The sequence below is a fragment of the Kitasatospora saccharophila genome (assembly GCF_039529925.1).
GTDB lineage: Bacteria > Actinomycetota > Actinomycetes > Streptomycetales > Streptomycetaceae > Kitasatospora > Kitasatospora saccharophila.
On the sequence record NZ_BAAANS010000052.1, the window covers coordinates 12,837 to 38,249 of the forward strand.

Annotated in this window: 18 protein-coding genes, 1 pseudogene and 1 riboswitch; of the genes and pseudogenes, 12 read left to right on the plus strand and 7 right to left on the minus strand. The window is 75.5% G+C overall.

Annotated features, from left to right (window positions below; genetic code table 11):
• The first annotated feature begins 125 nt into the window (after positions 1–125).
• From ABD345_RS30205 to ABD345_RS30215, 3 genes are all read left to right on the plus strand, one after another.
• Positions 126–4,313 (plus strand): CHAT domain-containing protein, encoded by a 4,188-nt coding sequence (locus ABD345_RS30205; protein WP_344556728.1) that lies wholly within the window; start codon positions 126–128, stop codon positions 4,311–4,313.
• A gap of 93 nt (positions 4,314–4,406) precedes the next feature.
• Positions 4,407–4,988 carry a hypothetical protein gene (locus ABD345_RS30210; protein ID WP_344556729.1) on the plus strand — a complete coding sequence of 194 codons (582 nt, stop codon included), beginning with the start codon at positions 4,407–4,409 and terminating at the stop codon, positions 4,986–4,988.
• 415 nt (positions 4,989–5,403) lie between these two features.
• The gene (locus tag ABD345_RS30215; protein WP_344556730.1) at positions 5,404–6,576 is read left to right on the plus strand and encodes a serine hydrolase domain-containing protein; all 1,173 of its coding nucleotides are present in this window, start codon (positions 5,404–5,406) and stop codon (positions 6,574–6,576) included.
• 101 nt (positions 6,577–6,677) lie between these two features.
• Here the strand turns inward: ABD345_RS30215 and ABD345_RS30220 are convergent.
• Together ABD345_RS30220 and ABD345_RS30225 are read right to left on the minus strand one after the other, a co-directional pair.
• Positions 6,678–6,935: pseudogene (locus ABD345_RS30220) on the minus strand (DUF2087 domain-containing protein); the annotation flags it as partial.
• A 210-nt stretch (positions 6,936–7,145) separates the two neighbouring features.
• A complete protein-coding gene (locus ABD345_RS30225) occupies positions 7,146–7,478 on the minus strand; it encodes a divalent metal cation transporter (RefSeq protein ID WP_344556732.1) in 333 nt (110 codons plus the stop codon).
• 737 nt (positions 7,479–8,215) lie between these two features.
• Between ABD345_RS30225 and ABD345_RS30230 the strand changes: the two genes are divergently transcribed.
• Positions 8,216–9,592 carry an acyltransferase family protein gene (locus ABD345_RS30230; RefSeq protein ID WP_344556734.1) on the plus strand — a complete coding sequence of 459 codons (1,377 nt, stop codon included), beginning with the start codon at positions 8,216–8,218 and terminating at the stop codon, positions 9,590–9,592.
• Positions 9,593–9,618: 26 nt separating this feature from the next.
• On the opposite strand, the gene ABD345_RS30235 is transcribed toward ABD345_RS30230, so the two are convergent.
• Positions 9,619–10,536, minus strand: a complete 918-nt coding sequence (locus tag ABD345_RS30235; protein WP_344556736.1) for a GNAT family N-acetyltransferase — start codon at positions 10,534–10,536, stop codon at positions 9,619–9,621.
• A 301-nt stretch (positions 10,537–10,837) separates the two neighbouring features.
• Here ABD345_RS30235 and ABD345_RS30240 point away from each other — a divergent pair, with 301 nt between their 5' ends.
• The 3 genes from ABD345_RS30240 to ABD345_RS30250 all read left to right on the plus strand — a co-directional run bounded on the left by ABD345_RS30240 (position 10,838) and on the right by ABD345_RS30250 (position 14,422).
• Entirely contained in the window at positions 10,838–12,196 is a 1,359-nt protein-coding gene (locus tag ABD345_RS30240; protein WP_344556738.1) for a glutamine synthetase family protein, read from the plus strand.
• Positions 12,197–12,269: 73 nt separating this feature from the next.
• Positions 12,270–13,646: an aldehyde dehydrogenase family protein gene (locus ABD345_RS30245; RefSeq protein ID WP_344556740.1), complete on the plus strand. Its 1,377-nt coding sequence runs from the start codon at positions 12,270–12,272 to the stop codon at positions 13,644–13,646.
• A complete protein-coding gene (locus tag ABD345_RS30250; RefSeq protein WP_344556741.1) occupies positions 13,643–14,422 on the plus strand; it encodes a 3-oxoacyl-ACP reductase in 780 nt (259 codons plus the stop codon). Before ABD345_RS30245 ends, ABD345_RS30250 begins: the two co-directional genes overlap by 4 nt.
• A 70-nt stretch (positions 14,423–14,492) precedes the next feature.
• Here ABD345_RS30250 and ABD345_RS30255 read toward each other — a convergent pair whose 3' ends face one another.
• On the minus strand, positions 14,493–14,900 hold the full coding sequence (locus tag ABD345_RS30255) for a hypothetical protein (RefSeq protein ID WP_344556742.1): 408 nt from the start codon (positions 14,898–14,900) through the stop codon (positions 14,493–14,495).
• On the opposite strand from ABD345_RS30255, the gene ABD345_RS30260 reads away from it, so the two are divergent.
• On the plus strand, positions 14,887–15,048 hold the full coding sequence (locus ABD345_RS30260; protein ID WP_344556743.1) for a hypothetical protein: 162 nt from the start codon (positions 14,887–14,889) through the stop codon (positions 15,046–15,048). The genes ABD345_RS30255 and ABD345_RS30260 overlap by 14 nt on opposite strands.
• Positions 15,049–15,124: 76 nt before the next feature.
• Here the strand turns inward: ABD345_RS30260 and ABD345_RS30265 are convergent, their stop codons facing one another.
• A complete protein-coding gene (locus tag ABD345_RS30265; protein WP_344556744.1) occupies positions 15,125–18,223 on the minus strand; it encodes a SpoIIE family protein phosphatase in 3,099 nt (1,032 codons plus the stop codon).
• A 135-nt stretch (positions 18,224–18,358) separates the two neighbouring features.
• On the opposite strand from ABD345_RS30265, the gene ABD345_RS30270 reads away from it, so the two are divergent.
• The 3 genes from ABD345_RS30270 (at position 18,359) to ABD345_RS30280 (ending at position 21,715) form a co-directional block, all read left to right on the plus strand.
• Positions 18,359–19,306 carry a pseudouridine synthase gene (locus ABD345_RS30270; RefSeq protein WP_344556745.1) on the plus strand — a complete coding sequence of 316 codons (948 nt, stop codon included), beginning with the start codon at positions 18,359–18,361 and terminating at the stop codon, positions 19,304–19,306.
• Positions 19,307–19,498: 192 nt separating this feature from the next.
• Positions 19,499–20,398: an AurF N-oxygenase family protein gene (locus ABD345_RS30275; protein WP_344556746.1), complete on the plus strand. Its 900-nt coding sequence runs from the start codon at positions 19,499–19,501 to the stop codon at positions 20,396–20,398.
• 153 nt (positions 20,399–20,551) lie between these two features.
• A complete protein-coding gene (locus ABD345_RS30280) occupies positions 20,552–21,715 on the plus strand; it encodes a CapA family protein (protein ID WP_344556747.1) in 1,164 nt (387 codons plus the stop codon).
• A 21-nt stretch (positions 21,716–21,736) separates the two neighbouring features.
• Here the strand turns inward: ABD345_RS30280 and ABD345_RS30285 are convergent, their stop codons facing one another.
• Positions 21,737–22,945 (minus strand): transglycosylase family protein, encoded by a 1,209-nt coding sequence (locus ABD345_RS30285; protein WP_344556748.1) that lies wholly within the window; start codon positions 22,943–22,945, stop codon positions 21,737–21,739.
• A gap of 3 nt (positions 22,946–22,948) precedes the next feature.
• A riboswitch (cyclic di-AMP (ydaO/yuaA leader) is annotated at positions 22,949–23,112 on the minus strand.
• A gap of 505 nt (positions 23,113–23,617) precedes the next feature.
• Between ABD345_RS30285 and ABD345_RS30290 the strand changes: the two genes are divergently transcribed.
• A complete protein-coding gene (locus tag ABD345_RS30290; RefSeq protein WP_344556750.1) occupies positions 23,618–24,937 on the plus strand; it encodes an MFS transporter in 1,320 nt (439 codons plus the stop codon).
• A 131-nt stretch (positions 24,938–25,068) separates the two neighbouring features.
• Here the strand turns inward: ABD345_RS30290 and ppnP are convergent, their stop codons facing one another.
• A complete protein-coding gene (gene ppnP, locus ABD345_RS30295; RefSeq protein ID WP_344556752.1) occupies positions 25,069–25,350 on the minus strand; it encodes a pyrimidine/purine nucleoside phosphorylase in 282 nt (93 codons plus the stop codon).
• Positions 25,351–25,413: the final 63 nt, after the last annotated feature.

A 25,413-nucleotide genomic window follows, 5' to 3' on the forward strand; every position in this document is an offset into this window, starting at 1 on the left:
GCAGGGCTGCGGGTGAGCGCGCCGGGAGCCGGGCTGGGGCTGCGGCTGAGCGCGCCGACAGACAGAGCCAGCCTGCGGGGGCCCGGCCGGGCCGACGCCCCGTCCGACCCCACCGGGAGGCGTCCGTGACGGCCGGTCACCGGGAGCTGCTCGACCGGGGACGCGCGCACCTCACGGCGTACGAGGCCGACGGAGAACCCGGCCGACTCGACGCCGCACTGGAGGCGCTGACGGCCGGCTACGCGCGGCTGGCCCAGGACGGCGGGTCCGACCCCGTGGCCGACCCCGCCGAATTCGCCGAGGCACGGGCCCTGCTCGGGTTGGCCCACGCGATGCGGCACTGGCAGCTGCGCGAGCAGCCCGACCACCCGGGGGACCCCGCCCGGCGGGCCGCCGCGCTCGGCGAACGGGCCGAGGCCACCGACCTGTTGGGCCTGGCCGTCAACTGGCTCGACCCCGCTGCGGCGGACCGCACGACCACCGCGGACCGCACGACTGCCGTCGCGGACGGTACGGCCACCGCGGACCGTACGGCCGCCGCCGCCCACCTGGGGCTGCTCCTGCACGCCCGGCACGAGGACACCAAGGCCGACCGCCCCGACCCCGCGGCCCGGCCGGACGACCTGGACCGGTCGATCAGCGCGCTGCGCACCGCGCTAGGCCACCGCCCCGCCCACCGGGCCGAGCCCGACCACCTCGATCCGGACACCCACGTCCTGCTGGCCGGCACCCTCGGCTGCGCCCTCGCCGACCACTGCGACCGCACCCCCGGAACAGCCGCACTGCGCGCCGCCACCGCCCAGCTCGAGTACGCCCTGGACCTCCAGAGCGACCTCCGGACGCAGCTCGCACTCGAAGTGCGCGAACGCCTCGCCGTCCTGCTGCTCGACCACCCCGACACCCCGGAGCAGCTCGACCGCGCCGTCGAGCAGCTCGAACACGTCGCCGCCGACAGCGACCCGGACGACCCGCTGCGGCTGCGCGCCGCCCTCCGGCTGGCCGACCTCTACGGCGAACGCGCCGCCGCCGACCGGGCCCGGCCCGAGGACCAGGACCGCCGGATCGACCGGCTGCGCGACCTGCGCCGACTGCTGCCCGCCGACGACCCGTACGGCGCCACCGCCCGCTGGCTGCTCGCCAACCAACTGACCCCGCGCGGGCTGCAGGACGCCCGGATCAGTCCGTCGGCCCTCGAAGCCGAGGACGCCCTGCGGGAGAACCTCGCCGCACTGACCGTCGACGACCCGCTGCGCCCGCCCTGCCACGCCGTGCTCGGCTCGCTGCTCACCGCCCTCAACCAGCGCGACCCGCTCTCCCACCCGATCGCGGACGGCGTCCACCACCTGGAGACCGCGGTGCGGACCATGGCCGAGCTGGACCACGGCATCCGCCGCGCCGACATCGCCAACCAGCTCGCCCACGCCCGACTGGTGGCCGGACAGTACGGCACCGACCAGGGCGAGGTCGACGGCACCATCGAGCTGCTGCGGGGGATCCAGCACGACCCCAGCGAGACCGCCGGCTTCAGCCAGCACGTGCACGCCTCGCTCGGCTCCGCGTTCGGCCACCGCTTCACCCTGAGCAACTCGCCGCAGGACCTGGACGCGGCGATCCGCCACCAGACCGAGGCGTTCCGCGCGGCCGGCCCCGACGACCTCAACCGCGTCGTCTACCTGCAGAACCTCGCCACCAGCCTGCACCAGCGCTACCAGGCCGGCGGCGACAAACAGGACCTGGAAGCGGCGCTGCGCTACTACGACGAGGTGCTCGCGCACGCCGCCGCGCAACCCGCCGAGGGCCTCGCCGACCTGCTGCGGGCCGACCTCCCCGCGCTGCGCCGCTACCGGCTGATGCTCGCCTTCCAGCTCGCGCTGACCGTCCGGGACACCGCGACGATGGGCCGGGTGGTCGAGGAACTCGAATCCCTCACCGGAGAGTTGGCCGCCGACGACCCGCTGCGCGACCTCGCCCTCGGCGACTTCGGCGCGGCCATGCTGATCCACGCCATGACCACCGGCCGCAGCGAGCCCGCGATCCGGGCGATCGGCATCATGGTGCAGGCCGCCGACCGCACCCCCGCCGGCAACCTCTACAAGCCGCTGCTCACCATGCGCGCCGCCGGCGCGCTCACCATGCTCGCCGTGGAACCGGGCTACTCCGAACACCGGGCCCGGGCCGCCCTCGACTACCTCGACCGCTTCCTGGCCGACACCGACCCCGACAGCCTGGAGGGCATCCGCGGCGCCCTGATGCGGTCCGCCCTGCTGCGGGTCCGCTACCAGCACGGCCGCCGACCCGCCGACGGCGCCGAGGCGATCGCCTCCGCGACCGCCGTCCGCGACCGCATCCGGCACGGCGCCCCCACCGAGGTCCTCGCCACCGTCAGCGGCCTGCTCGCCGACCTCCACCGCGAACGCCTCGCCCCCGGCGACCGGGCCGCCGGCCGCGACCTCGGCCTCGCCGGCCTCCGCGAGACGGCTGCCGCCGCACTCCTCCAGGCCACCGCCGACCACGCCCTCACGGTCGCCCGCAACACCGCCGCGCGGGCCCTGCGGATCGCGCGCTGGTGCCTGGACGACCACCAACTCGGGCAGGAGCCGGGCGAGCCTGGGGAGCCGGGGGAGCCGGGCGAGCACCGACGGACCTCGCGGGGCGGTGAGCCGGGCGAGCAGCGGGGGTCGTCGCTGCGGTCGGGCGAGCCGGGCGAGGGGCGGGGGTCGTCGCTGCGGTCGGGCGAGCCGGGCGAGCACCGGCAGACCCCGCCGGGCGGTGAGTCGGCGCAGCCGCAGAGCGCGCTGCGCGGTGCCGTGGAGGCCCTGGAACTCGGGCGCGGGCTGGTGCTGCACGCCTCCACCGCCACCACCGACGTCCCCGACCAACTGCGGGCGGCCGGACACCACGACCTCGCCGCCGCCTGGCAGGCCGGCCCGCCCCCGTCGGACGGCGGTGCGGCCGCGGGGACGATCGGGCTGGAACCCGGCAGCCTGCTGGCCGAGCTGCCCGACGGCGCGCTCGTTCCGATGCCGGACGACCTCCGCCGCCGCGCGCTGACCGCGCTGGCCGCCGCCCCCGGCGGACCGGGGCCCGCCACGCCGCCGTCCGTCGAGGAGGTCGGCGCCGCGCTCCGGGCCGCGGGCGCGCACGCCCTCGCCTACCTGCTGCCGCCCGGTGGCGGGCGCAACGGCGAGGCCGTCCTGGTCACCGCCGACGGGCGGGGCGAACTCCAGCCGCTCACGCTGGTCCGGGCCGGGTCGCTGACCGCCGTCACCGCGTACCGCGACGCCCACCGCGCCCGGCAGGCCACCCTGACCCTGCCCGGCCGCCACCCCGAACGCCGGGCCGCCCGCCACCGCTGGCGGGCCGCCCTCGCCGAACTCTGCGACTGGGCCGGCACCGCCGTCCTGCGGCCGCTGCTGCGCCACCCGGCGCTGCGCACCGACGGGACGCCGCCCAGGCTGGTACTGGTGCCGTTCGGCGAGTTCGGGCGCGTCCCGTGGCACGCCGGGCTGCTGCACAGCGGACTGCGCGACGGCAGCCGCCCGGTGCGGGCCGCGGAGCGGGTGGTGCTCTCCTACGCCGCGTCGGCCCGGCAGTTCTGCCAGACCGTCGCGCGCGAGCGCCTCCCGCTCGACCGGCACCCGGTGATCGTCGGCGACCCGGCCCGCAACCTGCCGGGCGCCGAGATCGAGGCCGAGTACCTGCACGCCGACCACTACCCGGACGGCACCCTGCTCGGCTACGTCACGGGCGCGCAGGGCCCGGGCACCCCCGCCGAGGTGCTCGCCGCGCTGCCCGCCCCCGGCCGGGCCGGCGCCTCCGTGCTCCACCTCGCCTGCCACGCCCGCCCGCTCGGCCGCTCCCCGCTCGAAGCCCACCTGGAACTCGCCCCCGCCCCCGACGGGCCCCCCGACAGCGGACGGCTCCCGGTCGCCGACATCCTCCGCCAGGCCCAGGGCCGCCCGCCCGCCGCGCCCGGCGGCCTGGTCGTCCTCGACGCCTGCGTCAGCGACCACAGCGACGACGACCTCGACGAGGCGCTCACCCTCTCCACCGCGTTCCTGGCCGCCGGCGCCACCGGCGTGATCGGCTCCCGCTGGGAGGTCCAGGACGACCAGGTCGGCCTGCTGATGTACGTCCTGCACGGCCGCCTCCGCCTCGGCGATCCCCCCGCCGAAGCCCTCCGCGCCACCCAGCTCTGGGCCCTCGACCCCGACCGCCGCCTCCCGGCCGGCACCCCCGACGAACTCGCCGACGCCGCAACCGGCCTGGACGCCCTGGAAGCCTGGGCCGCCTTCGGCTACCAGGGCCGTTGACGACGGTTCGCCGCGCCGCCGCTCCGCACGCTCCTGCTCCGCACGCTCCTGCTCCGCACGCTCCTGCTCCGCACGCTCCCGGAAGGACGTCAGATGGACGCCGCCGCTCTCGCCGCCGTCATCGCCGCCGTGGTCGGCGTGCTCGGCACCCTCGCCTCCGCCCTGCTCACCCAGCGCCGCAGCGACGCCGCCCGCCGCGAGGAGCGCGAGCTCGCCGAGCGCAGTCGGCGGGCCGACCGCGAGGAGGCGCGAAACACCGCGGCGCGGACCGAGCTGCGGGCCTGCTACGTCGCGCTCAACACCGCCGCCCGCCAGTACCTCACCGCGCTCAACGACCACGCGCACGCGCTGCGCCGGGAGCAGCCGAGCAGCATCGCCGAGACCGCCGCCGTGGAGGCCGCCCGCACTGAGTACCGGCAGCGGTACGCCGAGGCGCAGATGACCGTCCCCGACGCGGTGCTCGCCGAAATCTCCCGCGCCAACCGCCGGCTCGGCGCGCTGTACGGCGCGCTGGCCCGGAACGCCCACGGCACCGCCCGCCCCGGCGACGACCTCGCGTCCTGCTTCGCAGCCGTCGACGCCGCCTGGGACGGGCTCGCCGTGCTGCGCCACGCCATGCGCGCCGACCTCGGCATCACCGAGGCGGCGGACGGGGCCGACCCGGCCGAGGACTGATGTCCGCCGCCCCCGTCCGCGCCCCCGTCCGCGCCGTGCGGGGGCGGTGGGGGCGGCGGGGCTGGCGTGGTCGGCAGGGGCCGTGGAACGGCCGTCGATCGGTACGGACACCACCGGCACGGGCTCGGACATCGGCACCTCCGGGGCCGGTCGCGGTCAAGGGCGCGGGTCACGCTACTGGCGCGCGGCACCCGAACGGCGGAGGCGGGCGGCGCCGGACGCGCGCGCCGCAGGAAAGCGACGACCGGTCGATGGCGGGGTCGACCGATCGGCTGATGGGGCGTCAACCGATCGGCACGCCAGCGGTAGCCGATCGTTCGGTGAGCGGGTCGCGGGGCCGGGGCACACTTCCGACAGCAGGATGCAGAAGGTGCGTACGGTGCGGATCGGGCACCGGTGACGAAAGGGGACCGCCATGCGCGAGGTGCGCGGGGCAGACGAGGTGCGCGCGGAGAGCGAACCGTCCGGGTCGGGCGGTCTGCAAGCGCTGCTGGACCGACGGGTCGCGGACGGGACGGTGCCGGGGGCGGTCGCCCTGGTCGCCCGTCCGGGGCAGGTCGAGACGGCCGCCGCGGGCGAGCTGGGCCGGGGTTCGCCGGTGCGGATCGCCTCGGTGGGGAAGCCCGTCACGGCCGCGGCCGTGCTCCAACTGGTCGACGACGGGGTGCTCGCCCTGGACGCCCCGGTCGAGCGCTGGCTGCCGGAGCTGGCCGACCGGCGGGTGGTGCGGACGCCGCGCGCCCCGGTGACGGACACCGTCCCGGCCGACCGGCCCGTCACGGTGCGGGACGTCCTGGAGTCGCGGGCCGGCTACGGCTTCCCGGCGGACTTCAGCCTGCCTGCGCTGGCCCCGCTCTTCACGGAGCTGGGGCAGGGGCCGCCGCAGCCGCAGCGGTTCGCCCCGCCCGACGAGTGGGCGGCCGCCCTGGCGGAGGTCCCGATGCTCCACCAGCCCGGTGCGGCCTGGCTGTACAACACCTGCTCCGACATCCAGGGCGTCCTGGTCGCCCGGGCGACCGGCCAACCGCTCGACCAGGTGCTGGAGGAGCGGCTGTTCGACCCGCTGGGCATGCCCGACACGGCCTTCCACGCGCCACCGGACCGCCTCAGCCCGCTCTACCGCCCGAACCCGGACGGCACGCTGACGGTGGCCGACCCACCGGACGGTCAGTGGAGCACCCCGCCCCCGTTCCCGTCCGGGGCCGGCGGCCTGGTCTCCACGCTCGACGACGTGTTCACCTTCCTGCGGATGCTGCGCTCCGGCGGCCGCGCCGAGGACGGGCGGCGGGTGCTCTCGCTGGGCGCGGTGCGGTTGATGACCACCGATCACCTGACGGAGCGCCAGCGGGCGGACAGTGAACTCTTCCTGGAGGGGCAGGGCTGGGGCTACGGCGGCTCGGTGGACGTGGCCCGGCGGGATCCGTGGAACGTGCCGGGCCGCTACGGCTGGGTCGGCGGCACCGGCACCGCCGCCCACGTGGTGCGCTCGACCGGGCTGGTGACGGTGCTGCTCACCCAGCGGGAACTGACGGGCCCCACCCCGCCCCCGCTGATGCGGGAGTTCTGGCGCTACGCGGCGGACGGCTGAGCGTCCGCCGGGGCGGCGGGAGCGCCGGGGGCGGTCGGGTCGACGGCCGTGTCGATGGCCGTGTCGATGGCCGTGTCGATGGCCGCCCCGGGGGCGGCCAGGCGGTAGCTCGACCCGTCCCGGGTCCGGTTCAGCAGCGGGGCCTCGACCAGGTAGCGGCGGAGCATGGAGGTGTCGGAGTGGACGGTGAGCAGCGCCTCGTTGACCTCCCGCTCGGTGTACGAGCGCTCGGGCTCGAAGAGGGTGTGCGCGAGGTACTGGAGCAGGGCGGTGCGGCGGGCCGGCCGGCGCGGGACCGAGGTCAGACGGCCGTCGGTGAAGAACGCGGACAGGCCGGCCGGTGGTTCGTGAGCAGACATGACAGGCAGCCTGTCAGGGCGTTCGGTGCGGGACAACCGGTTTACCGGGCGGGCCGACACCCCGCCGGAGGGGAGGAAGGCATGCGGACGGGACGATCGTGGCCCGGTCGTTCGGGCCTCGGTCGTTGGAGGCCGGGTCGTTCGTGGCGGGGCCGGGTGGTGGTGCGAGCGCTGTCGGCGCTCCGCCCCGGTCGGGGCCCGCGCCCGCGGTCAGACCAGGCCGAACCAGCCGAGCACGGTCTGCACCAGCAGGACGGTGGACATCAGGGCCACTCCGATGACCACCGCGGTCGCGGCGATCCGGTAGCGCGGGCCGTTCGCCGCGGCTCCGAGCAGGGAACGCCAGTTGGTCAGCACCAGCAGGTACACCAGCACGACCGGACTGATCAGTCCCTGGAGCACCTGGGTGCCGATCAGCAGCCGGATGACGTCGACCGGGGTCAGCGCCACGACCGCGCCCAGGGCGATCTGCGCGGTGAACACGCCGAGGAACAGCGGGGCGTCCCGGAACCGCCGGGAGACCGAGCGTGGCCAGGCGGGCACGGTGGAGCGGCGCGGCGAACGGTGGACTCCGGTGGGGCAGGGGCAGGTTCGGCGAAGCCGGTCAGCCGGTCAGCCGGTCAGCCGGGTCACCCGGTCACCCGGTCACCCGGTCACCCGGTCACCCGGGCGGTCGGGGCCGGTGCCGGGCAGCGAGTGGCGACCGCTGCCCGGGACGGCTCCGGTGTGCCGCTCGGAGTGGGCGCGACGGGCGGAGCAGGACGGCGGTCGGCGGTTCGGTCGCACGGCAGGAGGACGACCCGACGGACCGCCGGTACCGCCCGGCCCGCCGGTACCGGCGGAGAACGGGATCAGTGGAGGAGGAACTGCCTCGAACCGCGGAACAACGGCGAGGGCGGAACGGGAAGGGGCTGACTGTGCCCCGGACTACTGCTGTCCATCTCGCCTCCTCCCGGTCCTGGCCGGAGGGTTCGACTCGCGGCCGCGCGGCAGGCGACCGGGCCGTGACGGCCCGGCACACCCCAACTCGTCAGAGCTTTGGCACTCCACGGCGTGTCCCCGGCAGCGGGGAAGCCACTCGGGGTCACCCCTTGGGCCGGGGAGACCTGTCCTGATTTGACCGCTCGACCACCTTCCGGCCCGGCAGGCCCCCGGCACCGGGCGGCCCCCGGCGGGGCGCGTAACGGCGGACGGGTTGTGGCCGAACCGCAACGCGCCGGGTGGCGTGGTCGTGAACGGCAGTTGGCGATGATGACCGGCACGGGAGACGGGGGAGGACCATGGACGGTGGGACGGACCGCAGCAGGTACGTGGACCTGCTGCGCGCGGGGGCGATCGTGCTGGTGGTGCTCGGCCACTGGCTGATCACCGCACTGGTGCGGCGGCCCGACGGGGAGCTGACCGCGCCCGAACTGATGGTGGCCGTGCCGTGGACGCAGTGGCTCACGCTGGGCTTCCAGATCATGCCGGTGTTCTTCCTGGCCGGGGGCTACGCGGCGGCCGGCTCCTGGGACCGCTGCCGGGCCGGAGGCGGTGGCGCGGCGGCCTGGATCCGCGGCCGGGCCCTGCGGCTGCTGCTGCCCACCGCCGCCTACCTGGTACCGGCACTGGGCGGTCTGGCGGTCGCGGCGGCCTGCGGGGCCGATCCGGCACTGCTCGGCATGATCGGGTGGGCGCTGGCGATGCAGTTCTGGTTCCTGCCGGTGTACCTGGCGATCAGCGCGCTGACGCCCTGGCTGGCCGCACTGCACCGGCGCTGGGGCCTGGGCTCGGTCGCGGCCCTCGCCACCGCCGGGGCGGCGCTGGACCTGCTGGTGCTCGGCGCGGACACCGGCTGGGCGGACCGGGTCGGCCTGCTGAACTACCTGCTGGTGTGGGCCGTCGCCTACCAACTCGGCTTCGCCTGGCGGGAGGGCGGGCTGACGGCCCGTCCGGCGTTCGGCGCGGCCCTGGCCGCGGGCGGGGCGGCCGGGTACGCCGCACTGGTCGGGTTCGGACCGTTCCCGGTCAGCCTGGTCCTGGTCAGCGGGGAGGACGTCTCGAACACCGATCCGCCGTCGCTGGCGATGCTGGCCTGGCTGTTCGCCCAGTGCGGCCTGTGCCTGCTGCTGGCCCCGCACGCCGAACGCGTCCTGAACGCCCGGCGGGGCCCGGCCCGGCTGACCGCCCTGCTCGGCCGGGCCAGCATGTCGCTGTACCTCTGGCACATGGTGCCCGTGCTGGTGGCCGGTGCCGCGTTCTACCTCACCGACCTGGCCCCCGAACCGGAGGTCGGCTCGGCCGCCTGGTGGGCCTGGCGCCCGGCCTGGGTGCTGGTGCTGGCGGTGCTGCTCGCCGCGCTGCTGGCCGCGCTCCGTCCGGTCGACGGCCTGCTGCTGCGCCTGGCCGCCCGAACACCCCCGCCGCCCGGGGCCGCCGGCGCGGGCCCGGCCGCCGCCCGGGCCGCCGTCCTGCTCGCCGGCCTGGCCGCCGCGGGCTGGGCACTGGCCCGCTGGGCGGTCCAGGGTCTGGCCCGGGGCGGAGCGCCCGACTGGAGGGTCCTGCTCTCCTTCGCCGTCGGCGCGGTCCTGGTCGGCGGTGCCACGGCCCGGTGGACCGCCGCCGGGGCCGACGACGCGGGGGCGGCCCCGGGCGGGGTGGTGGAGCGGGCGGGTTGAACGGGGACACGGGCGGGCGAGCGGGGCTACAGGGGCAGCCGGAACTCGACGCAGCGGTGGGTGCTGCGGTAGCCCAGGGCGCGGTTGACCGCCAGCATGCCGGTGTTGTGCTCGGCGGTGTCGGTGAGCAGACCGGTGATCCCGGGGTGCTCGGCCCTGGTCCAGCGGATCGCCTCGGCCTTCATCGCCCGGGCCAGGCCGCGCCTGCGGTGGTCGGGTCGGACGGCGGTGCCGTAGTGCTGGGCGTCACCGCACCGGTCGGCGGGCAGCACCAGTTCGCTGAAACCGACCAGGTCGCCGGTGGCCTCCTCGGCCACGGCGACGGTGTGCAGCAGTTCGCCCCGGGCGGCGACCGCCCGCGCGGCGGACAGCACCCGGGCCTCGTCCCAGACCACCTGGCCGAAGCCGGTGTCGCCCATCGGCACGTCGTCCATCGCGGTGCGCGAGCGGGTGAAGGCCGGCAGCCACTCCGCGGGGCAGTGGCCGACCCAGGAGACCAACCGGTAGCCGGACGGGAGTTCGGCGGCCGGGCCGGTGCCGTGGGAGGCGGGGTCGACGGGGTCGGCGGCGGTGCCCTGAGCGGTGCGGCCGGTGGCCAGGTCCAGCCGGGCGAAGTCGAGGACGAGGGCCGGTTCGAAGCCGCGGTCGGAGAGGAAGGCACCACCCGGGGAGCCTTCGACCGCCCGGGCGAGCAGCGCGCGGCGCCCCTCCGTCCGGGCGGTGGCCAGCGCGGCCGCGAGCAGCGCCGACCCGACCCCGCGCCGCCGTTCGGCCGGGTGGACGTCCAGGGAGAGCTCACCGAGGTGGGCCTGTTCGGGGGAGGTGAACAGCCGCAGGAAGGCGCTGCCGAGCGGGGCGCCGTCCGGGGCGGCGGCCAGCCAGGCGAGGCGGCGGGCGGAAGAGCTTTCGGCGGGATCGACGAGGGGGGTCAGGCGGAAGGTCACGGGTGGCGGACTCCAGGAGAGGTGGGACGGGCGAGCACCGGCCACCGAAGCAGGACGGCCCGCCCCGGGCAATCGGATTTCCGACCGCGCGCGGAGCGGAGAAGCGGGAAGCACGGGCAGGAGGGGCGAGCATTTCGACTGATGAGCAGTCATATCTCATTCACAGGTGATCTTCTGACGGTTGATCAGGTACGTACGACACCCGCGCGGACACTGGTGCGCCCGTGCCCGGGGCGGGATCATCGTCGCTGTGGCGGACCGGTCCGCGTGCGGCTGGCCGGGTGGCGGAGGTGGTGGGCGGATGACCGGGACACGGCTCACGGTGGAGCGGCTGCGGGAACTGGTGGCCGGGGGTGAGGTGGAGACGGTCGTGCTGGCCGTCACCGACATGCAGGGCCGACTGCAGGGCAAGCGCCTGGACGCCGGGTACTTCCTGGCCGAGGTGCTGGCCGACGGCGCCGAGGGCTGCGGGTACCTGCTGGCGGTGGACGTGGAGATGAACACGGTGGACGGCTACACCGTCTCATCCTGGGAGAGCGGCTACGGGGACCTGGTCTTCGCCCCGGACCTGGCCACCCTGCGGATGGTGCCCTGGCACCCGGCCACCGCCATGGTCCAGTGCGACCTCGCCCACCACGACGGCACCCCGGTGGCGGTCTCGCCCCGCCAGGTGCTGCGCCGCCAGCTGGAACGGCTGGCCGGCTACGGCTGGCGCGCGTACGTGGGCACCGAGCTGGAGTTCATGGTGTTCCGGGACAGCTACGAGCGGGCCTGGGAGAAGCACTACCAGGACCTCACGCCCGTCAACCAGTACAACGTCGACTACTCGATCCTCGGCACCGCCCGGATCGAACCGCTGCTGCGCCGCCTGCGCACCGGCATGGCCGGGGCCGGGCTGACGGTGGAGTCCGCGAAGGGCGAGTGCAACCTCGGGCAGCACGAGATCGCGTTCCGCTACGCCGACGCGCTGACCACCTGCGACGACCACGCCGTCTACAAGACCGGCGCGAAGGAGATCGCCGCGCAGGAGGGTGTCAGCCTCACCTTCATGGCCAAGTACGACCAGCGCGAGGGCAACTCCTGCCACGTGCACCTGAGCCTGCGCGACGAGCGCGGCCGCCCGGTGTTCCCCGCCGAGGGCGCGCACGGCTTCTCCCGGACGATGGAGCACTTCCTCGCCGGGCAGCTCGCCTGCCTCGACCAGTTCGCGCTGCTGCTCGCCCCGACCGTCAACTCGTACAAGCGCTACGTGCCGGGCAGCTTCGCCCCCACCGCGATCGCCTGGGGCCGCGACAACCGGACGTGCGCGCTGCGGGTGGTCGGGCACGGGGCCTCGCTGCGGTTCGAGAACCGGGTGCCCGGCGGCGACGTCAACCCCTACCTGGCGGTGGCCGCGCTGATCGCCGCCGGGCTGCACGGGATGGAGCACCAACTGCCGCTGGAGGACGAGTTCACCGGCAACGCCTACGCCTCCGACGCGCCCCGGGTGCCCGCGGCGCTGCGCGAGGCCGTCGACCGGTTCGAGCGCAGCGAGGCCGCCACGGTGGCCTTCGGCAAGGACGTCGTCCGGCACTACGCCCACGCCGGCCGGGTCGAACTCGCCGCCTACGACGCCGCGGTGACCGACTGGGAGCGCCGCCGCGGCTTCGAGCGGCTGTGACACCGGCACGAGTACGCATACAGGCAGGACCCGAGCACGGGCAGGACACGAGCACGAGCGCGAGGAGGAGCAGGTGCCCGAGGAACCCGACCGGTACCGGGTGGTCAACCCCGCCACCGAGGAGGTGATCGCCACCGTCGACCTGGCCGACCCGGCCGCCACCGACGCGGCGATCGCCCGGGCCGCGGCCGCCTTCGAGGGCTGGCGGAAGGTGGCGCCCGGCGACCGGGCCCGGCTGCTGCGCCGCTTCGCCGCCGAAGTGGACGCCGAACGCGAGCAGTTGGCCCTCCTGGAGGTCGCCAACGCCGGGCACACCATCGGCAACGCCCGCTGGGAGGCGGGCAACGCCCGCGACGTCATCGAGTACTACGCGGGCGCCCCCGAGCGGCTGTTCGGCCGGCAGATCCCGGTCGCCGGCGGTCTCGACGTCACCTTCCACGAACCGCTCGGCGTGGTCGGCGTGATCGTCCCGTGGAACTTCCCGCTGCCGATCGCCGCCTGGGCGCTGGCCCCCGCGCTGGCCGCGGGCAACACCGTCATCGTCAAACCCGCCGAGCTCACCCCGCTCACCGCGCTGCGGCTGGCCGAACTCGCCCTGCGCGCGGGCCTGCCCGAGGGCGTGCTGCAGGTGCTCCCCGGCCGCGGCCCGGTGGTCGGGCAGCGCTTCGTCACCCACCCCGGCGTCCGCAAGGTGGTGTTCACCGGCTCCACCGCCGTCGGGAAGTCCGTGATGGCGGGCTGCGCCGCCCAGGTCAAGCCCGTCACGCTCGAACTCGGCGGCAAGAGCGCCAACATCGTCTTCGCCGACGCCGACCTCGACAAGGCCGCCGCCACCGCCCCGTACGCCGTCTTCGACAACGCCGGGCAGGACTGCTGCGCGCGCTCCCGGATCCTGGTCGAGGCGAGCGTGTACGAGGAGTTCCTGGAGCGGCTGGAGCGCGCCGTCCGGGGCGTGCGGGTCGGCGACCCGGCGGACGAGAAGACCGAGATGGGACCGCTGATCTCGGCCGCGCACCGGGCCCGGGTCGCCTCCTACGTGGACGGCGACACCGAGGTGGCGTTCCGCGGCAGCGCGCCCGAGGGGCCCGGCTTCTGGTACCCGCCGACGGTGCTGGCGCCGATCGCCCCCGACCACCGGGCGTTCACCGAGGAGGTGTTCGGCCCGGTGGTCGCCGTGGTCCCGTTCCGCGGCGAGAGCGACGCGGTGCGGATCGCCAACGCCACCGAGTACGGCCTGTCCGGTTCGATCTGGACGCGCGACGTGGGCCGGGCGCTGCGGGTGGCCCGGGCGGTGGAGGCGGGCAACCTGTCCGTCAACTCGCACTCCTCGGTGCGCTACTGGACGCCGTTCGGCGGCTTCAAACAGTCCGGCCTGGGCCGCGAACTCGGACCGGACGCCCTGCACGCCTTCACCGAGACCAAGAACGTCTTCATCGCCACGGAGGAATGAGCCACATGAGCAAGCGACTGGAGGGCCGGGTGGCGGTCGTCACCGGCGCGGGCAGCGGTATCGGCCTGGCCACGGTGCGCCGCTTCGCCGCCGAGGGGGCGAAGGTGGTGTGCGCCGACATCGACGAGGAGAGCGGCGCCAAGGCCGCCAACGAGGCCGGCGGCCTGTTCGTGCGCACCGACGTCACCGACGAGGAGCAGGTCCGGGCGCTGTTCGACACCGCCGTCGAGCGCTACGGCAGCCTCGACGTGGCGTTCAACAACGCGGGCATCTCCCCGCCCGACGACGACTCGATCCTGGTCACCGGCCTGGAGGCGTGGAAGCGCGTCCAGGACGTCAACCTGACCTCGGTTTACCTGTGCTGCAAGTACGCGATCGGCCACATGCGGCGGCAGGGCAAGGGTTCGATCATCAACACCGCGTCCTTCGTGGCGGTGATGGGCGCCGCCACCTCGCAGATCTCCTACAGCGCGTCCAAGGGCGGCGTGCTGGCGATGAGCCGGGAGCTGGGCGTGGAGTTCGCCCGCGAGGGCATCCGGGTCAACGCGCTCTGCCCGGGGCCGGTCAACACCCCGCTGCTGCGGGAGCTGTTCGCCGAGGACCCGGAGCGCGCCGCCCGCCGGCTGGTGCACATCCCGCTCGGCCGGTTCGCCGAACCCGAGGAGATCGCCGCCGCGGTGGCCTTCCTGGCCAGCGACGACTCGTCCTTCATGACCGCCAACACCTTCCTGGTGGACGGCGGCATCTCCGGCGCGTACGTCACCCCGCTCCCGTAGCGGACGCGACGGCCGGGCGGGTCCGCGAGGACACCGCCCGGCCGCGCACTCCTACCGGGTCACCGGGTGGTCAGTGCGAGGAGAACGCGTCGCCGCCCACCGCGAGGGCGTCGCCGCCGTTGCCCAGCGCGTCGCCGCCGACGGCCAGCGCGGAGCCGCAGAGCGCCTCGGCGTCCCCGCCGATCGCGCCCGCGTCGCCGCCCTCGGCCCAGGCGTCGCCGCCCGTCGCCAGGGAGCTGCCGCCCAGCGCGCCCGCGTCCCCGCCGACCGCGCCCGCGTTCCCGCCCTCGGCCCAGGCGTCGCCGCCGATCGCGCCCGCGTCGCCGCCCTGGGCCGCCGCGTCGCCGCCGACGGCCAGCGCCCCGTGCGGGTGCATGTGGTGGTGGTGGGAGTGGGCGGAGGCGGTGCCCGCCGTGCCGAGCAGGGCGAGACCGGTGAGGAAGGTGGCGGTGGTGACCTTGGCCATGCTGGAACGCATCGAGTTCTCCATGCTCGGCGCCCAACGCCGTGGCGTCGGACGCGGGTTGCTGCCGGACGCGACGATCATCGGCGGCCGCGGGCCCGCACCGCACGCCGCGGGCCGGGCGGTCACCCGGCCGGGGCAAGAGCACCGCCGCGACGGGTGAGCGCGGTACCGCCGGATGCCGTACCGAGGGGTGCGCGCGGTTGACGGGCCAGCAACGCAAGGGAGTTGGCGCCGCGTCAGTGCGACGATCGCACCGGCAGCTCCATCTCGAACCAGACCACCTTGCCGTCCCGGGTCGCCCGGCTGCCCCAGCGGTGCGCCAACTCGTTGATCAGCAGCATCCCGCGCCCGCCCTCGTCGTGCTCGCCCACCGGCCGCAGCCGCGGCTCCCGGCTGTCCGCGTCCGACACCTCCACCGTCAGCAGCGCCCCCCGGAACAGCCGCAGCTGCAGCGGCGAACCGGCGTGCAGCACCGCGTTGGCCAGCAGCTCCCCGGTCAGCAGCACCGCCGGCTCCACCAGCGAGGTCAGCCCCCAGCCGGTCAGCGTCCGCCGGGTGAACTCCCGGGCGTGCCGCAGCAGCGCCGGATCGCCGGACAGCGCCAGCGTCGCCAGCCGGTCCGCACCGACCGGCCCGGAGTGCGCCATGATCACCGCCACGTCGTCCTGCCCCAGCGTCGACCCGAACGCCCCCAGCACCGCGTCGCAGCCCTGCTCCAGGGTCGGCTGACGGTGCGTCACCGTCTCGCGCAGCAGCTCCAGCCCCTCGTCCAGGTCCTGCCCGCGCCGCTCCACCAGTCCGTCGGTGTACAGCACCAGCAGCCCGTCCTCGTGCAGCGGGAAGCGCACCGACTCGAACGGCACCCCGCCGACGCCCAGCGGCGCCCCCGGCGGCGGCTCCACCAGCCGGGCCCGGCCGTCCCGGTCGGAGAGCACCGGCGGCAGGTGGCCCGCCGAGGCCAGGACGCACTCCTCGTCGACCGGGTCGAACACCGCGCACACGCAGGTCGCGAACTGGCCCTCGCCCAGCTGCGCGGTCGCCTCGTCCAGCCGCCGCAGCACCCGCGCCGGATCCAGGTCCAGCGTCACCAGCGTCCGCGCCACCGTCCGCAGCTGGCCCATCGTGGCGGCCGCCCGGATGCCGTGCCCCATCACGTCGCCGACGATCAGCGCCACCCGGCCGCCGGTCAGCGGCACCACGTCGAACCAGTCGCCGCCGATCTCGTCGCCCACCGTCGAGGGCAGGTACCGGTGCGCGACCTCCAGCCCCGGCGTGCCGTGCACGTCCTGCGGCAGCAGGCTGCGCTGCAGGGTCAGCGCGGTGTCCCGCTCCCGCCGGTACAGCCGGGCGTTGTCGATGCACACCGCCGCCCGGGCCGCCAGCTCCTCGCCCAGCGCCCGGTCCGCCGGGGTGAACGGCTCCGGGTTCGCCAGCCGCACGAACTCCACCCCGCCCAGCACCTGGCCGCGCGCCAGCAGCGGCACCATCAGGTACGAGTGGATCCCGGCGTCCAGGCCCGGCTGGACCCGCTCCGGGTGGGTGACGATCCGGCGCAGCTCGAACTCGTCCACGTGCGGGACCAGCACCGACCGGCCGGTGCGCATCGCCCGGGCGTACAGCTTGGCCGAGTGCGTGGTCTCCCCGACCTGGTCCGCCGCCCCGGTCAGCAGGGTGCCCTCCTCCCGCTCGCCCACCGCGATCGCGCGCAGCGCCACCGAGCCCGAGTCCGGCACCGGCTCCGGGTCCTCGCCGGTCAGCACCGCCTCGCGGATGTCCACCGTCACGAAGTCCGCGAACCGGGGGATCACCACGTCCACCAGCTCCCGCGCGGTGATCGCCAGGTCCAGCGTGGTGCCGATCCGGGTGGACGCCTCGTTCAGCAGCGCCAGCCGCTGCTGCGCGGCCTCCGCCGCCTCCAGCGCCCGCTGCCGCTGCTCGGCCGCGTCCCGCTCCCGGGTGTACAGCAGCGCGTTGTCGATCGACACCGCCGCCCGGGCCGCCAGCTCGCTCGCCAGCGCCAGGTCCGTCCGGTCGTACGGCGCCGCGTTCCTGGAGCGGAAGAAGGTGGCCGTGCCGATCGCCGCCCCGCGGGCGATCAGCGGCACCACCATCAGCGAGTGCACCCCCTGGGCCCGGATCGCCCCGCCGCGCACCGGGTCGTCCGCGAACCAGCTCATCGCGGCGCCGTCCGTGCGCGGCACCAGCACCGGCCGGCCGTGCGACAGCGCCCACGCGTACGGCGTGCTCGGGTGCAGCCGCTGCACCGAGCCCACCGGCGCGGTCGGGGTCATCCCGCTGTCCGGGACGGTGTGGAACGCCATCCGGCGCAGCACCGCGGTCCGGTCCGCCCGGCCGGGCAGCACGGCCGGCTCGCCCCGCACCAGGCCGTCCAGCACCTCCACCACCACGGTGTCGGCCAGGCTCGGCGCGGCGGTCTCGGCCAGCTCCCGGGCCGTGGTGGCCAGGTCCAGCGTGGTGCCGATCCGGGTGGACGCCTCGTTCAGCAGCGCCAGCCGCTGCTGGGCGGCCTCGGCGGCGCTCTCCGCCTCGAAGCGGTCGGTGATGTCCACGACCGTGGTGCACACGCCGAGCACCGTGCCGTCCGGCTGCTCCAGCCGGAAGGTCGACACCGACCAGGCGTGCTCGCGCTCCGGGTCGGCCGCCGTCCGGCCGTGCGTCCGCAGGTCCACCAGCGGCCGGCCGTCGGCCAGGATGCGGCGCATCGTCGCCTCGGCGGTCCGCCCGTCGATCCCGGGCAGCACCTCGGACAGCCGCCGCCCCAGGTGCCGGTCCACCGGCAGCCCGTTGATCCGGGCCAGCGCCTCGTTCAGCCGGACGAAGCGCAGCTCGGTGTCGAAGACCCCCATGCCCACCGGCGACTGCGTGAAGAACCCGTCCAGCACCGCTAGGTCCGCCGCCAGCCGGCGCACCTCGCTGACGTCCGAGGCCACCGCCAGCACCATCGGCGAGCCGTCGCGGTCGAACACCGGGAAGGTCCGGAAGTCGAGCCGCACCAGGTGGCCGTCCCGGTGCCGCACCGGGAACACCCCCGCCCAGGCGCGGCCGCTCAGGATCCGGCCGAACAGCTCCAGGGCCTCCGGGCGCCGCTCCGGGCCCACCAGGATGTCCGCCGCACGCGTTCCCACCGCCCGCTCCGCGGAGAAGCCGAGCAGCGCCTCCGCGTCCGGGCTCCAGTGCAGGATCCGGCCGTCCGCCGCGATCAGCGCCGTCGCCACCGGGATCGACAGCAGGCCGTCCGGTACCGGCGTCCCGCCCGCCGCGGGCGGGGAGGCGGGGCGGAAGCGGGGGATCGTGCGCTGTTCGTCGGTGTCCATCTGGCCACCTGCCGTTCCGGGGGCGGTCACCGCCCTGCCATCGTCGCACGGCGGGCCGCCCGCGCCCAGACGGGTGACCTCCCGCTAGGGTGGTCCGGATGGACACCCGTCGGACGAACCCCCGGGCGGCGCGCGGTGGTGCGTAGGAAACCCGCCCCGGTCGGCCCGCTGCCGCAGCGCGACGGCATCGACCCCGTACACGTCAGACTTCCGCTGGACGGCCCCTGGCCGACGGTCCGCGCCTACCTGGAGGAGCGCTACGGCGCCGCCGCCGGGGACGGGCGGATCGCGGCGATGCTCGCGGCGGGCGAGTTCGTCGCCGCCGACGGGCCGGTCACCGCCGGGACGCCCTACCGGCCGGGCGGCCACGTCTGGTTCCACCGCGAACCCGGCCCGCCCGAACCCGTGGTGCCCTTCCCCGTCGAGGTCCTGCACCGCGACGAGCGCATCGTGGTCGCCGACAAGCCGCACTTCCTCGCCACCACCCCGCGCGGCAGCCACGCCACCGAGACCGCCCTCGCCCGGCTGCGCCGCGACCTCGGCCTGCCCCGGCTCAGCCCCGCCCACCGCCTGGACCGGCTCACCGCGGGCGTGGTCCTGTTCGTCGCCGACCCCGCGCTGCGCGGCGCCTACCAGGGCCTGTTCGAGCGCCGCGAGGCCGTCAAGGAGTACGAGGCGGTCGCCCGGTACGAGCCGTCCGCGGCGGCCCGGCTGCCCACCGTGGTGCGCAGCCGGATCCGCAAGGACCGCGGCCGGCTCGACGCCTACGAGGAGCCCGGCGAGCCGAACGCGGAGAGCCGGGTCGAGCTGGCCGAGGCCCGCGGCGGCCTGGGCCGCTACCGGCTCGCCCCGCGCACCGGCCGCACCCACCAGCTGCGGGTGCACATGAACGGGCTCGGCCTGCCGATCCTGGGCGACCCGCTCTACCCCGAGGTGCTGGGCGGGGACGCCCCCGAGGACTACCGGCGCCCGCTCCAGCTGCTGGCGCGCTCGCTGGAGTTCACCGACCCGGTGGACGGGCAGCGGCGGCGCTTCACCAGCGGACGGGAGCTGGCGGCCTGGCAGGACCCGGCGGGCTGGTAGGGGGGGTCGGCGGGCCCGGAGGAGCTGTGGCAGGCCCGCCGGGCCCAGCGGGGGCGGGGGCCGGTAGGAGCCCGGCGGGGCGGCCCGGGCCGCTCTGTGCGCGGTGTATTGACGGAAAGTCTAATAACTTCTACCTTCGCGGCAGTGCCACCACTCCACCCTCTCCGCCCCCCCCACCGCGAAGGAGCCGGCATGCCGCCCCAGCCCGCCCGCACCGCCCCCGACCGGGAGCGCACCGCCGAACGCCTGCTCGCCTCCTCCGCGAAGCTCTCGTTCAACCCCCTCACCGACGTCGACTGGGACGCCGACCCCGTCCCCGGCGCCTACTACTGCCCGCCCCGGCACCTCTCCCTCTACGGCACCGCCCTCTGGGAGCGGATGACCGAAGAACAGCGGATCGAACTCTCCAAGCACGAGGTCGCCTCCATCGCCAGCGTCGGCATCTGGTTCGAGGAGATCCTCATGCAGATGCTGCTGCGCCACGCCTTCGACCGGGACCCGACCAGCAACCACGTCCAGTACGCGCTGACCGAGATCGCCGACGAGTGCCGGCACTCGATCATGTTCGCCCGCATGATCGCCAAGATGGGCGTCCCCGCGTACGGCGCCGGATTCGTTGCGCACAACCTCGGCCGACTGTTCAAGGCGATCTCCACCCACAGCCAGACCTTCGGCGGCACCATGTACGTCGAGGAGATCCTGGACGCCTTCCAGCGCGAGGTGATGAACGACGACACCCTCCAGCCGCTCACCCGCCAGGTCTCCCGGATCCACGTCATCGAGGAGTCCCGGCACATCAGCTACGCCCGCGAGGAGCTCGTCCGCAAGCGCCTGGGCCCGGTCCGCCGCCGGTACGAGCAGCTGTTCATCGGACTGATCGTCTACTACGCCACCACCGCGCTGATCCACCCCCGGCTCTACGCCGCCGTCGGCATCGACCCCGAGGTCGGCAGGGCGGCCGCCCGGGCCAACCCGCGCTGGCGGGCCACCAAGACCGAGATGGCCCAGAAGGTCGTCTCGGTGCTCGACCGGGCCGGACTGGTCGGCCGCACCAACCGCTGGCTGCTGCGCGCCGCCGGGGTGGTGGCCTGAGCGGACGGGGCTCCGCGCCCCCGCCGGTGCGGTGCGGGGGGCCGGGTCCGCCCCGGAGGTGCGATCGTGATCGTTCGGTGTCGATGTTGGGCTTCCGGTGTTCGGGCGACGCGGATAAAGTGCGTCGTCACCGAACCACCGGGGGGTCCGTTCATGCACCGCGCCACGGCCGGCACAGCCGCCGCCATCGTCCTGCTGCTCAGCACCGTCGCCGGGTGCGGCGGACCGGAGCCCTCCGCGGACCGGGCCGCCACCGGCCCTGCCACCGGCGCCGCGGCCCCGGCGTCCGCGACGCCGGCACCGACGGCCGCCGCGTCCACCGGACCGGCCCCCGGGGAGTCGCAGGGGAGCAGCCCGGCGAGCCCCGGCACGGGCGGCAGCATCACGGTCGCCTTCGCGGGAGACGTCCACTTCGAGGGCCGCACCGCCTCCCGGCTCGGAGCGGGCAAGGCCGACACCGCCCTCGGCCCGATCTCCGCGACGCTCTCCGCCGCCGACCTGGCGGTGCTCAACCTGGAGACCGCCATCACCGGCCGGGGCAAGGCCGAACCCAAGACCTACACCTTCCGCACCACCCCCAAGGCGCTCGACGCGCTCAAGGACGCCGGTGTCGACGTGGTCTCCCAGGCCAACAACCACGCCGTCGACTTCGGCCCCGACGGCCTCGCCGACACCCTCGCCGCCAAGGCCGCCTCCCCGATCCCGGTGGTCGGCATCGGCAAGGACGCCGAGGAGGCGTACGCCCCGTACGTCGCCACCGTGCGCGGCGTGAAGGTCGCCGTGCTGGGGGCCAGCCAGGTCAACGAGATCACCAACCAGAAGTGGCGGGCCGGCGCCCACAAGCCGGGCATCGCCTCCGCCCTCGACGAGACCGCGCTGCTGCGCGCCGTCACCGCGGCGAAGGCGCAGGCGCCGGTGGTCCTGGTCTACCTGCACTGGGGCGACGAGGGCGTGGCCTGCCCGACCCGCGCGCAGAGCGCCCTCGCCAAGAAGCTCGCCGACGCCGGGGCGACCGCCGTGGTCGGCACCCACGCCCACACCATGCTCGGCGCGGGCATGCTCGGCAAGACCTACGTGGCGTACGGCTTCGGCAACTTCCTCTGGTACGGCACCTCGAACTACACCGCCTCCGACGAGACCGGAGTCACCACGCTCACCGTCACCGCCGACGGCCGCGTCACCGGCGAGACCTTCACCCCCGCCCACATCGACGGCCGGGGCGTGCCCGTCCCGCAGAGCGGGAACGCCGCGAAGGCCGCCCAGCAGCGCCGCGACGGCCTGCGCGGCTGCACCGGGCTGGCCGCCGTCCCGAAGTGACGGCGGCCGGCCCGGAGCCGGTCAGCCCAGGTCGAGCACCTGGCCCGGACGGATCAGGTCCGGGTTCTCGCCGACCACCTGCTGGTTGGACCTGTAGAGCTCGGACCAGCCGCCGCCCAGCGCGTGCTCGCGGGCGATGGCGGCCAGGGTGTCGCCGGTGGTGACGGTGTACGGCTGCGCGGACGCGGCCGCCGCCGGGACCGCCGACGCGGCCGGGTCCGGGGCCGTCGGTGCGGCCGGGTCCGGGGTCGGGGCCGGGGTCGGGGTTGCCGACGGGGCGGACGCGTCCGGGGCCGCCGTGCTGCCGGTGGGCGAGGGGGCGGGGGTGGTGCCGGAGGAGTCGGCGCTGCCGGACGGACTGGGAGACGGGGTGACCGGGAGGGTGGGGACCAGGCCGGTCCCGTTGCCGTCGTTCCCGTTCCCGTTGCTGCCGTCGGTGGGCGTGCCCGGGCCGGGCGTGGCGGTCGGGTCGGTGGGCAGCAGCGGGGTGCCGGGGGCGGCCGACGGGGTGCCCGGCGCGGTCGGGGCGTCCGTGGCCGGGGCGTTGGTGGCGGGGGCGGTCGGGGTGGGGGCGCTCGGCTGCGGCTGGGGGTGCGTCAGCTGCAGGTAGCGCTCGTACAGGCTCTGGTGGCTGGTCCAGAACCAGGCGCCGTTCTTCTCGTACCAGTACACGTGCGAGACCGGGTCGTAGCCGGGCAGGCCGGAGAACACCGGCGCGGTGTTCCCGCTCGGGACGGTGCTGCCGTCCGGGGCGGCGTTGACCGCCGCGATGCCGCGGGCGCCGCGCAGCGAACCCGTCTCGTCGGCCGAGTCGTTGTCGTCGACGACGCCCGGCGCGGTGGCGGTGCTCAGGCCCGCCTCGTCCACGCACGAGGACCAGGGCGAGGGGCCCTCGGTGGCCAGGATGCGTTCGGCGACGGCGATCTGCTGGCTGCGGGTGGCCCCGTTCGGCAGCGGGGCGAACTGGGTGCCGCCGTAGTCCGTCCAGCGCTGGGCGTTGATCTGCAGGCCGCCGTAGAGGCCGTTGCCCGCGTCGGAGCCCCAGTTCCCTCCGCTCTCGCACTCGGCGACCCGGTCCCAGACCGCGCTGGGGGCGGCGTGCGCGCCGGTCACGGCGAGCAGCGGCAGGGCGATGCCGACGCCGGCCACGCCGGCCACCGCGATCGCGCGCTCGGCTGCCTTCTCCGCCGGACCCTGCCGACGGTGACGTCCCGAACCCGTGAAGAGCATGCGAGATCCTCTCCGCACGCCTGCGAGGTGAGCTGTCGGGTTCGGACCGGGAGGGAGGCCCGGCCGCCGCGTCCGGTCACCCGGTGCGGACGGCTTCACCCCTAGCCGTGGGGGACGGCAACAATCGTGGTTCCCCCGCCCCTGTCCAAGGGTGGTGGTGGTCGACCCGACGGCGCGGCGGACAGGGCTCGGCGTTCTCGCGCGCGGGGCCCGGTGGTGCGGGCTGGGAGGAGCCTATTCACTCGAACGCGGCAATCACAAGCGCGTCGCGCCCGGATCACGCCTTCGTCACGCCGGTTCCCGCGTGGTGTGTGGACGACCTGTTGACGATGTCTCGGGCCGGAGGCGGGGGCGGCCGTGGGCGGGAGGTCGGCGGACCGGCTGGAGAAGTGTGGCCGATCGGTGGGATTGGGGGGAAGGCGAACGGGGAAGGCGGGCACACCGGTTGGGCGACGACGGTAGGCGATTGGTGTCAAGTCACTTGCAGGGCAAGGAAGTTCGGTGAAATCGGGGCATTGTCCGCGTTGCGGATAAATCACGCGACAGGGGGTGCGCGGGCTTCCTACGATCGCCCTGCTCGCCGTCCCGTGCGGCGGGTGCGCTGCTCCGGTCCGTCGGGCTCGTCGGGTTCGTCGGGTGGGCCGGGAGCGCCGGATTCGTCGAGGAGGTCCCGTGCGCGTTCCGATCCCCGAAGTGCTCCGCACCGAGCGCCGGTTCGCCCGGCTGTTCGTCGGGCAGTCGCTGTCGGTCCTGGGGGACCGGGTCTCGTTCGTGGCGCTGCCCTTCGCGGTGCTGGCGATCGGCGGCTCGGCCGCGGACGTCGGCCTGGTCACGGCGGCCGGGCTGCTCCCGCTGCTGGTGTTCACGCTCGCCGGGGGCGTCTGGGCGGACCGGATACCGCGGCAGCGCATCATGCTGGCCTCCGACCTGGTGCGCTGCGCCGTCCAGGCGGCCGCCGCCGTGCTGCTGCTCACCGGCACCGCCCGGGTCGGGACGCTGGCGCTGCTGATGGCGCTGTTCGGCGTCGCGGACGCCTTCTTCCTCCCGGCCTCCACCGGGCTGCTGCCCCTGCTCGTCCCCGCCGACCGACTGCGCGAGGCGAACGCGCTGCGCGGGTTCGTGCAATCGGCGTCGCTGGTGGTCGGGCCCGCGCTGGCCGGGGTGCTGATCGCGGCGGTCGGGCCCGGCGGTGCGCTGGCGGTGGACGCCGCGAGTTTCGCCGCCAGCGCCGCCGTGCTGGCCCGGCTGGGCCCGGCCGGCGGGGCGGCACCCGAGGAGGCGGACGGGGCGACACCCGCCGACCCGGAGCGGGCCGAGCGGCCCGGTTTCCTGGCCGAACTGCGGGTCGGCTGGCAGCAGGTGCGCAGCCGGACGTGGGTGTGGTCGGGGATGCTGGCGATAGCGGTCTACCACGTGGTGGTACTGCCCTCGGTGTTCGTGCTCGGGCCGGTGCTGGCGGAGCGCGAATGGGGCGGTGCCGGTGCATGGGCCGTGGTGGTCATCGCCTTCGGCCTCGGCGCGATCCTGGGAGACGTCTGCGCCTACCGCCTGAAACCCGCCCGCCCGATGGCCGTCGCCGCGGTGGCGATGGCGGTGGCCTCCTGCCAGGCGCTGGTCATCGGGTCCGGCGCGCCGGTCTGGGTGATCGCCGCGCTGGAGGCGGTCACCGGAGTCGGGGTCTCCCTGTTCTTCGTGCTCTGGGAGACCCTGCTCCAGGTGCACATACCGGAGCGGGTGCTCTCCCGGGTCAGCTCCTACGACCACCTGATCTCGGTGGCCCTGATGCCGCTCGGTCTGGTGCTGGCCGGTCCGCTCTCCGACGGCCTCGGCGTGCGGCCCGCCCTGTTCGGGATGACCGCCCTCGCCGTCCCGGCCGCGCTCGCCCTGCTCGCCCTCCCCGCCGTCCGCCGACTGCCCGCAAGCCCGCCGGGCGGGAGCGACGCGGTCCCCGGGGCCCGGGGGCCCGTGCCGGAGGCGGTGACGGGCGCATGATCCCGCCCGTGGATCCAGTGGTCCGCGGAACAGCGGAACGGCGGGCAGCGGTGCGAAGCAGCGGAGGAGAAGGGGACGGGAGAGGAGGGAGGCCCGCCCCACCGGCCTCTTCGGCCAGTGGGGCTACGGGATCAGCGGTACTCGCAGAGGTACGCCGTGTCGATCGAGACCTGGAGCTGGAACTTGCTGTCACCCGGAACGGAGAACCGCTCGCCGGCGGAGAAGGTCTGCCACTCCTCGGCGCCCGGGAGCTTTACGGTCAGCGCGCCGCTGACCACGTGCATGACCTCCGGCGCCGCGGTGCCGAACTCGTACTCGCCGGGGGCCATCACGCCCACGGTGGCCGGGCCGTCGGCCGAGGTGAAGGCGACCGACTTGACCGTGCCGTCGAAGTATTCGTTGACCTTGAGCATGCGCGTTCTCCTGCGGAAGGTGTGCGGAACGGCGGCCGGGGCGTCGCGCGCCCGGCCGCGGCG

What these genes read in the sequence shown, in the direction of transcription:
- ABD345_RS30210 (WP_344556729.1), top strand. Translation starts at nt 4,407, where the DNA reads ATGGACGCCGCCGCTCTCGCCGCCGTCATCGCCGCCGTGGTCGGCGTG.
- ABD345_RS30215 (WP_344556730.1), top strand. Translation starts at nt 5,404, where the DNA reads ATGCGCGAGGTGCGCGGGGCAGACGAGGTGCGCGCGGAGAGCGAACCG.
- ABD345_RS30230 (WP_344556734.1), top strand. Translation starts at nt 8,216, where the DNA reads ATGGACGGTGGGACGGACCGCAGCAGGTACGTGGACCTGCTGCGCGCG.
- ABD345_RS30240 (WP_344556738.1), top strand. Translation starts at nt 10,838, where the DNA reads ATGACCGGGACACGGCTCACGGTGGAGCGGCTGCGGGAACTGGTGGCC.
- ABD345_RS30250 (WP_344556741.1), top strand. Translation starts at nt 13,643, where the DNA reads ATGAGCCACATGAGCAAGCGACTGGAGGGCCGGGTGGCGGTCGTCACC.
- ABD345_RS30260 (WP_344556743.1), top strand. Translation starts at nt 14,887, where the DNA reads ATGCTGGAACGCATCGAGTTCTCCATGCTCGGCGCCCAACGCCGTGGC.
- ABD345_RS30255 (WP_344556742.1), bottom strand. Translation starts at nt 14,900, where the DNA reads ATGCGTTCCAGCATGGCCAAGGTCACCACCGCCACCTTCCTCACCGGT.
- ABD345_RS30265 (WP_344556744.1), bottom strand. Translation starts at nt 18,223, where the DNA reads ATGGACACCGACGAACAGCGCACGATCCCCCGCTTCCGCCCCGCCTCC.
- ABD345_RS30275 (WP_344556746.1), top strand. Translation starts at nt 19,499, where the DNA reads ATGCCGCCCCAGCCCGCCCGCACCGCCCCCGACCGGGAGCGCACCGCC.
- ABD345_RS30280 (WP_344556747.1), top strand. Translation starts at nt 20,552, where the DNA reads ATGCACCGCGCCACGGCCGGCACAGCCGCCGCCATCGTCCTGCTGCTC.
- ABD345_RS30285 (WP_344556748.1), bottom strand. Translation starts at nt 22,945, where the DNA reads ATGCTCTTCACGGGTTCGGGACGTCACCGTCGGCAGGGTCCGGCGGAG.
- ppnP (WP_344556752.1), bottom strand. Translation starts at nt 25,350, where the DNA reads ATGCTCAAGGTCAACGAATACTTCGACGGCACGGTCAAGTCGGTCGCC.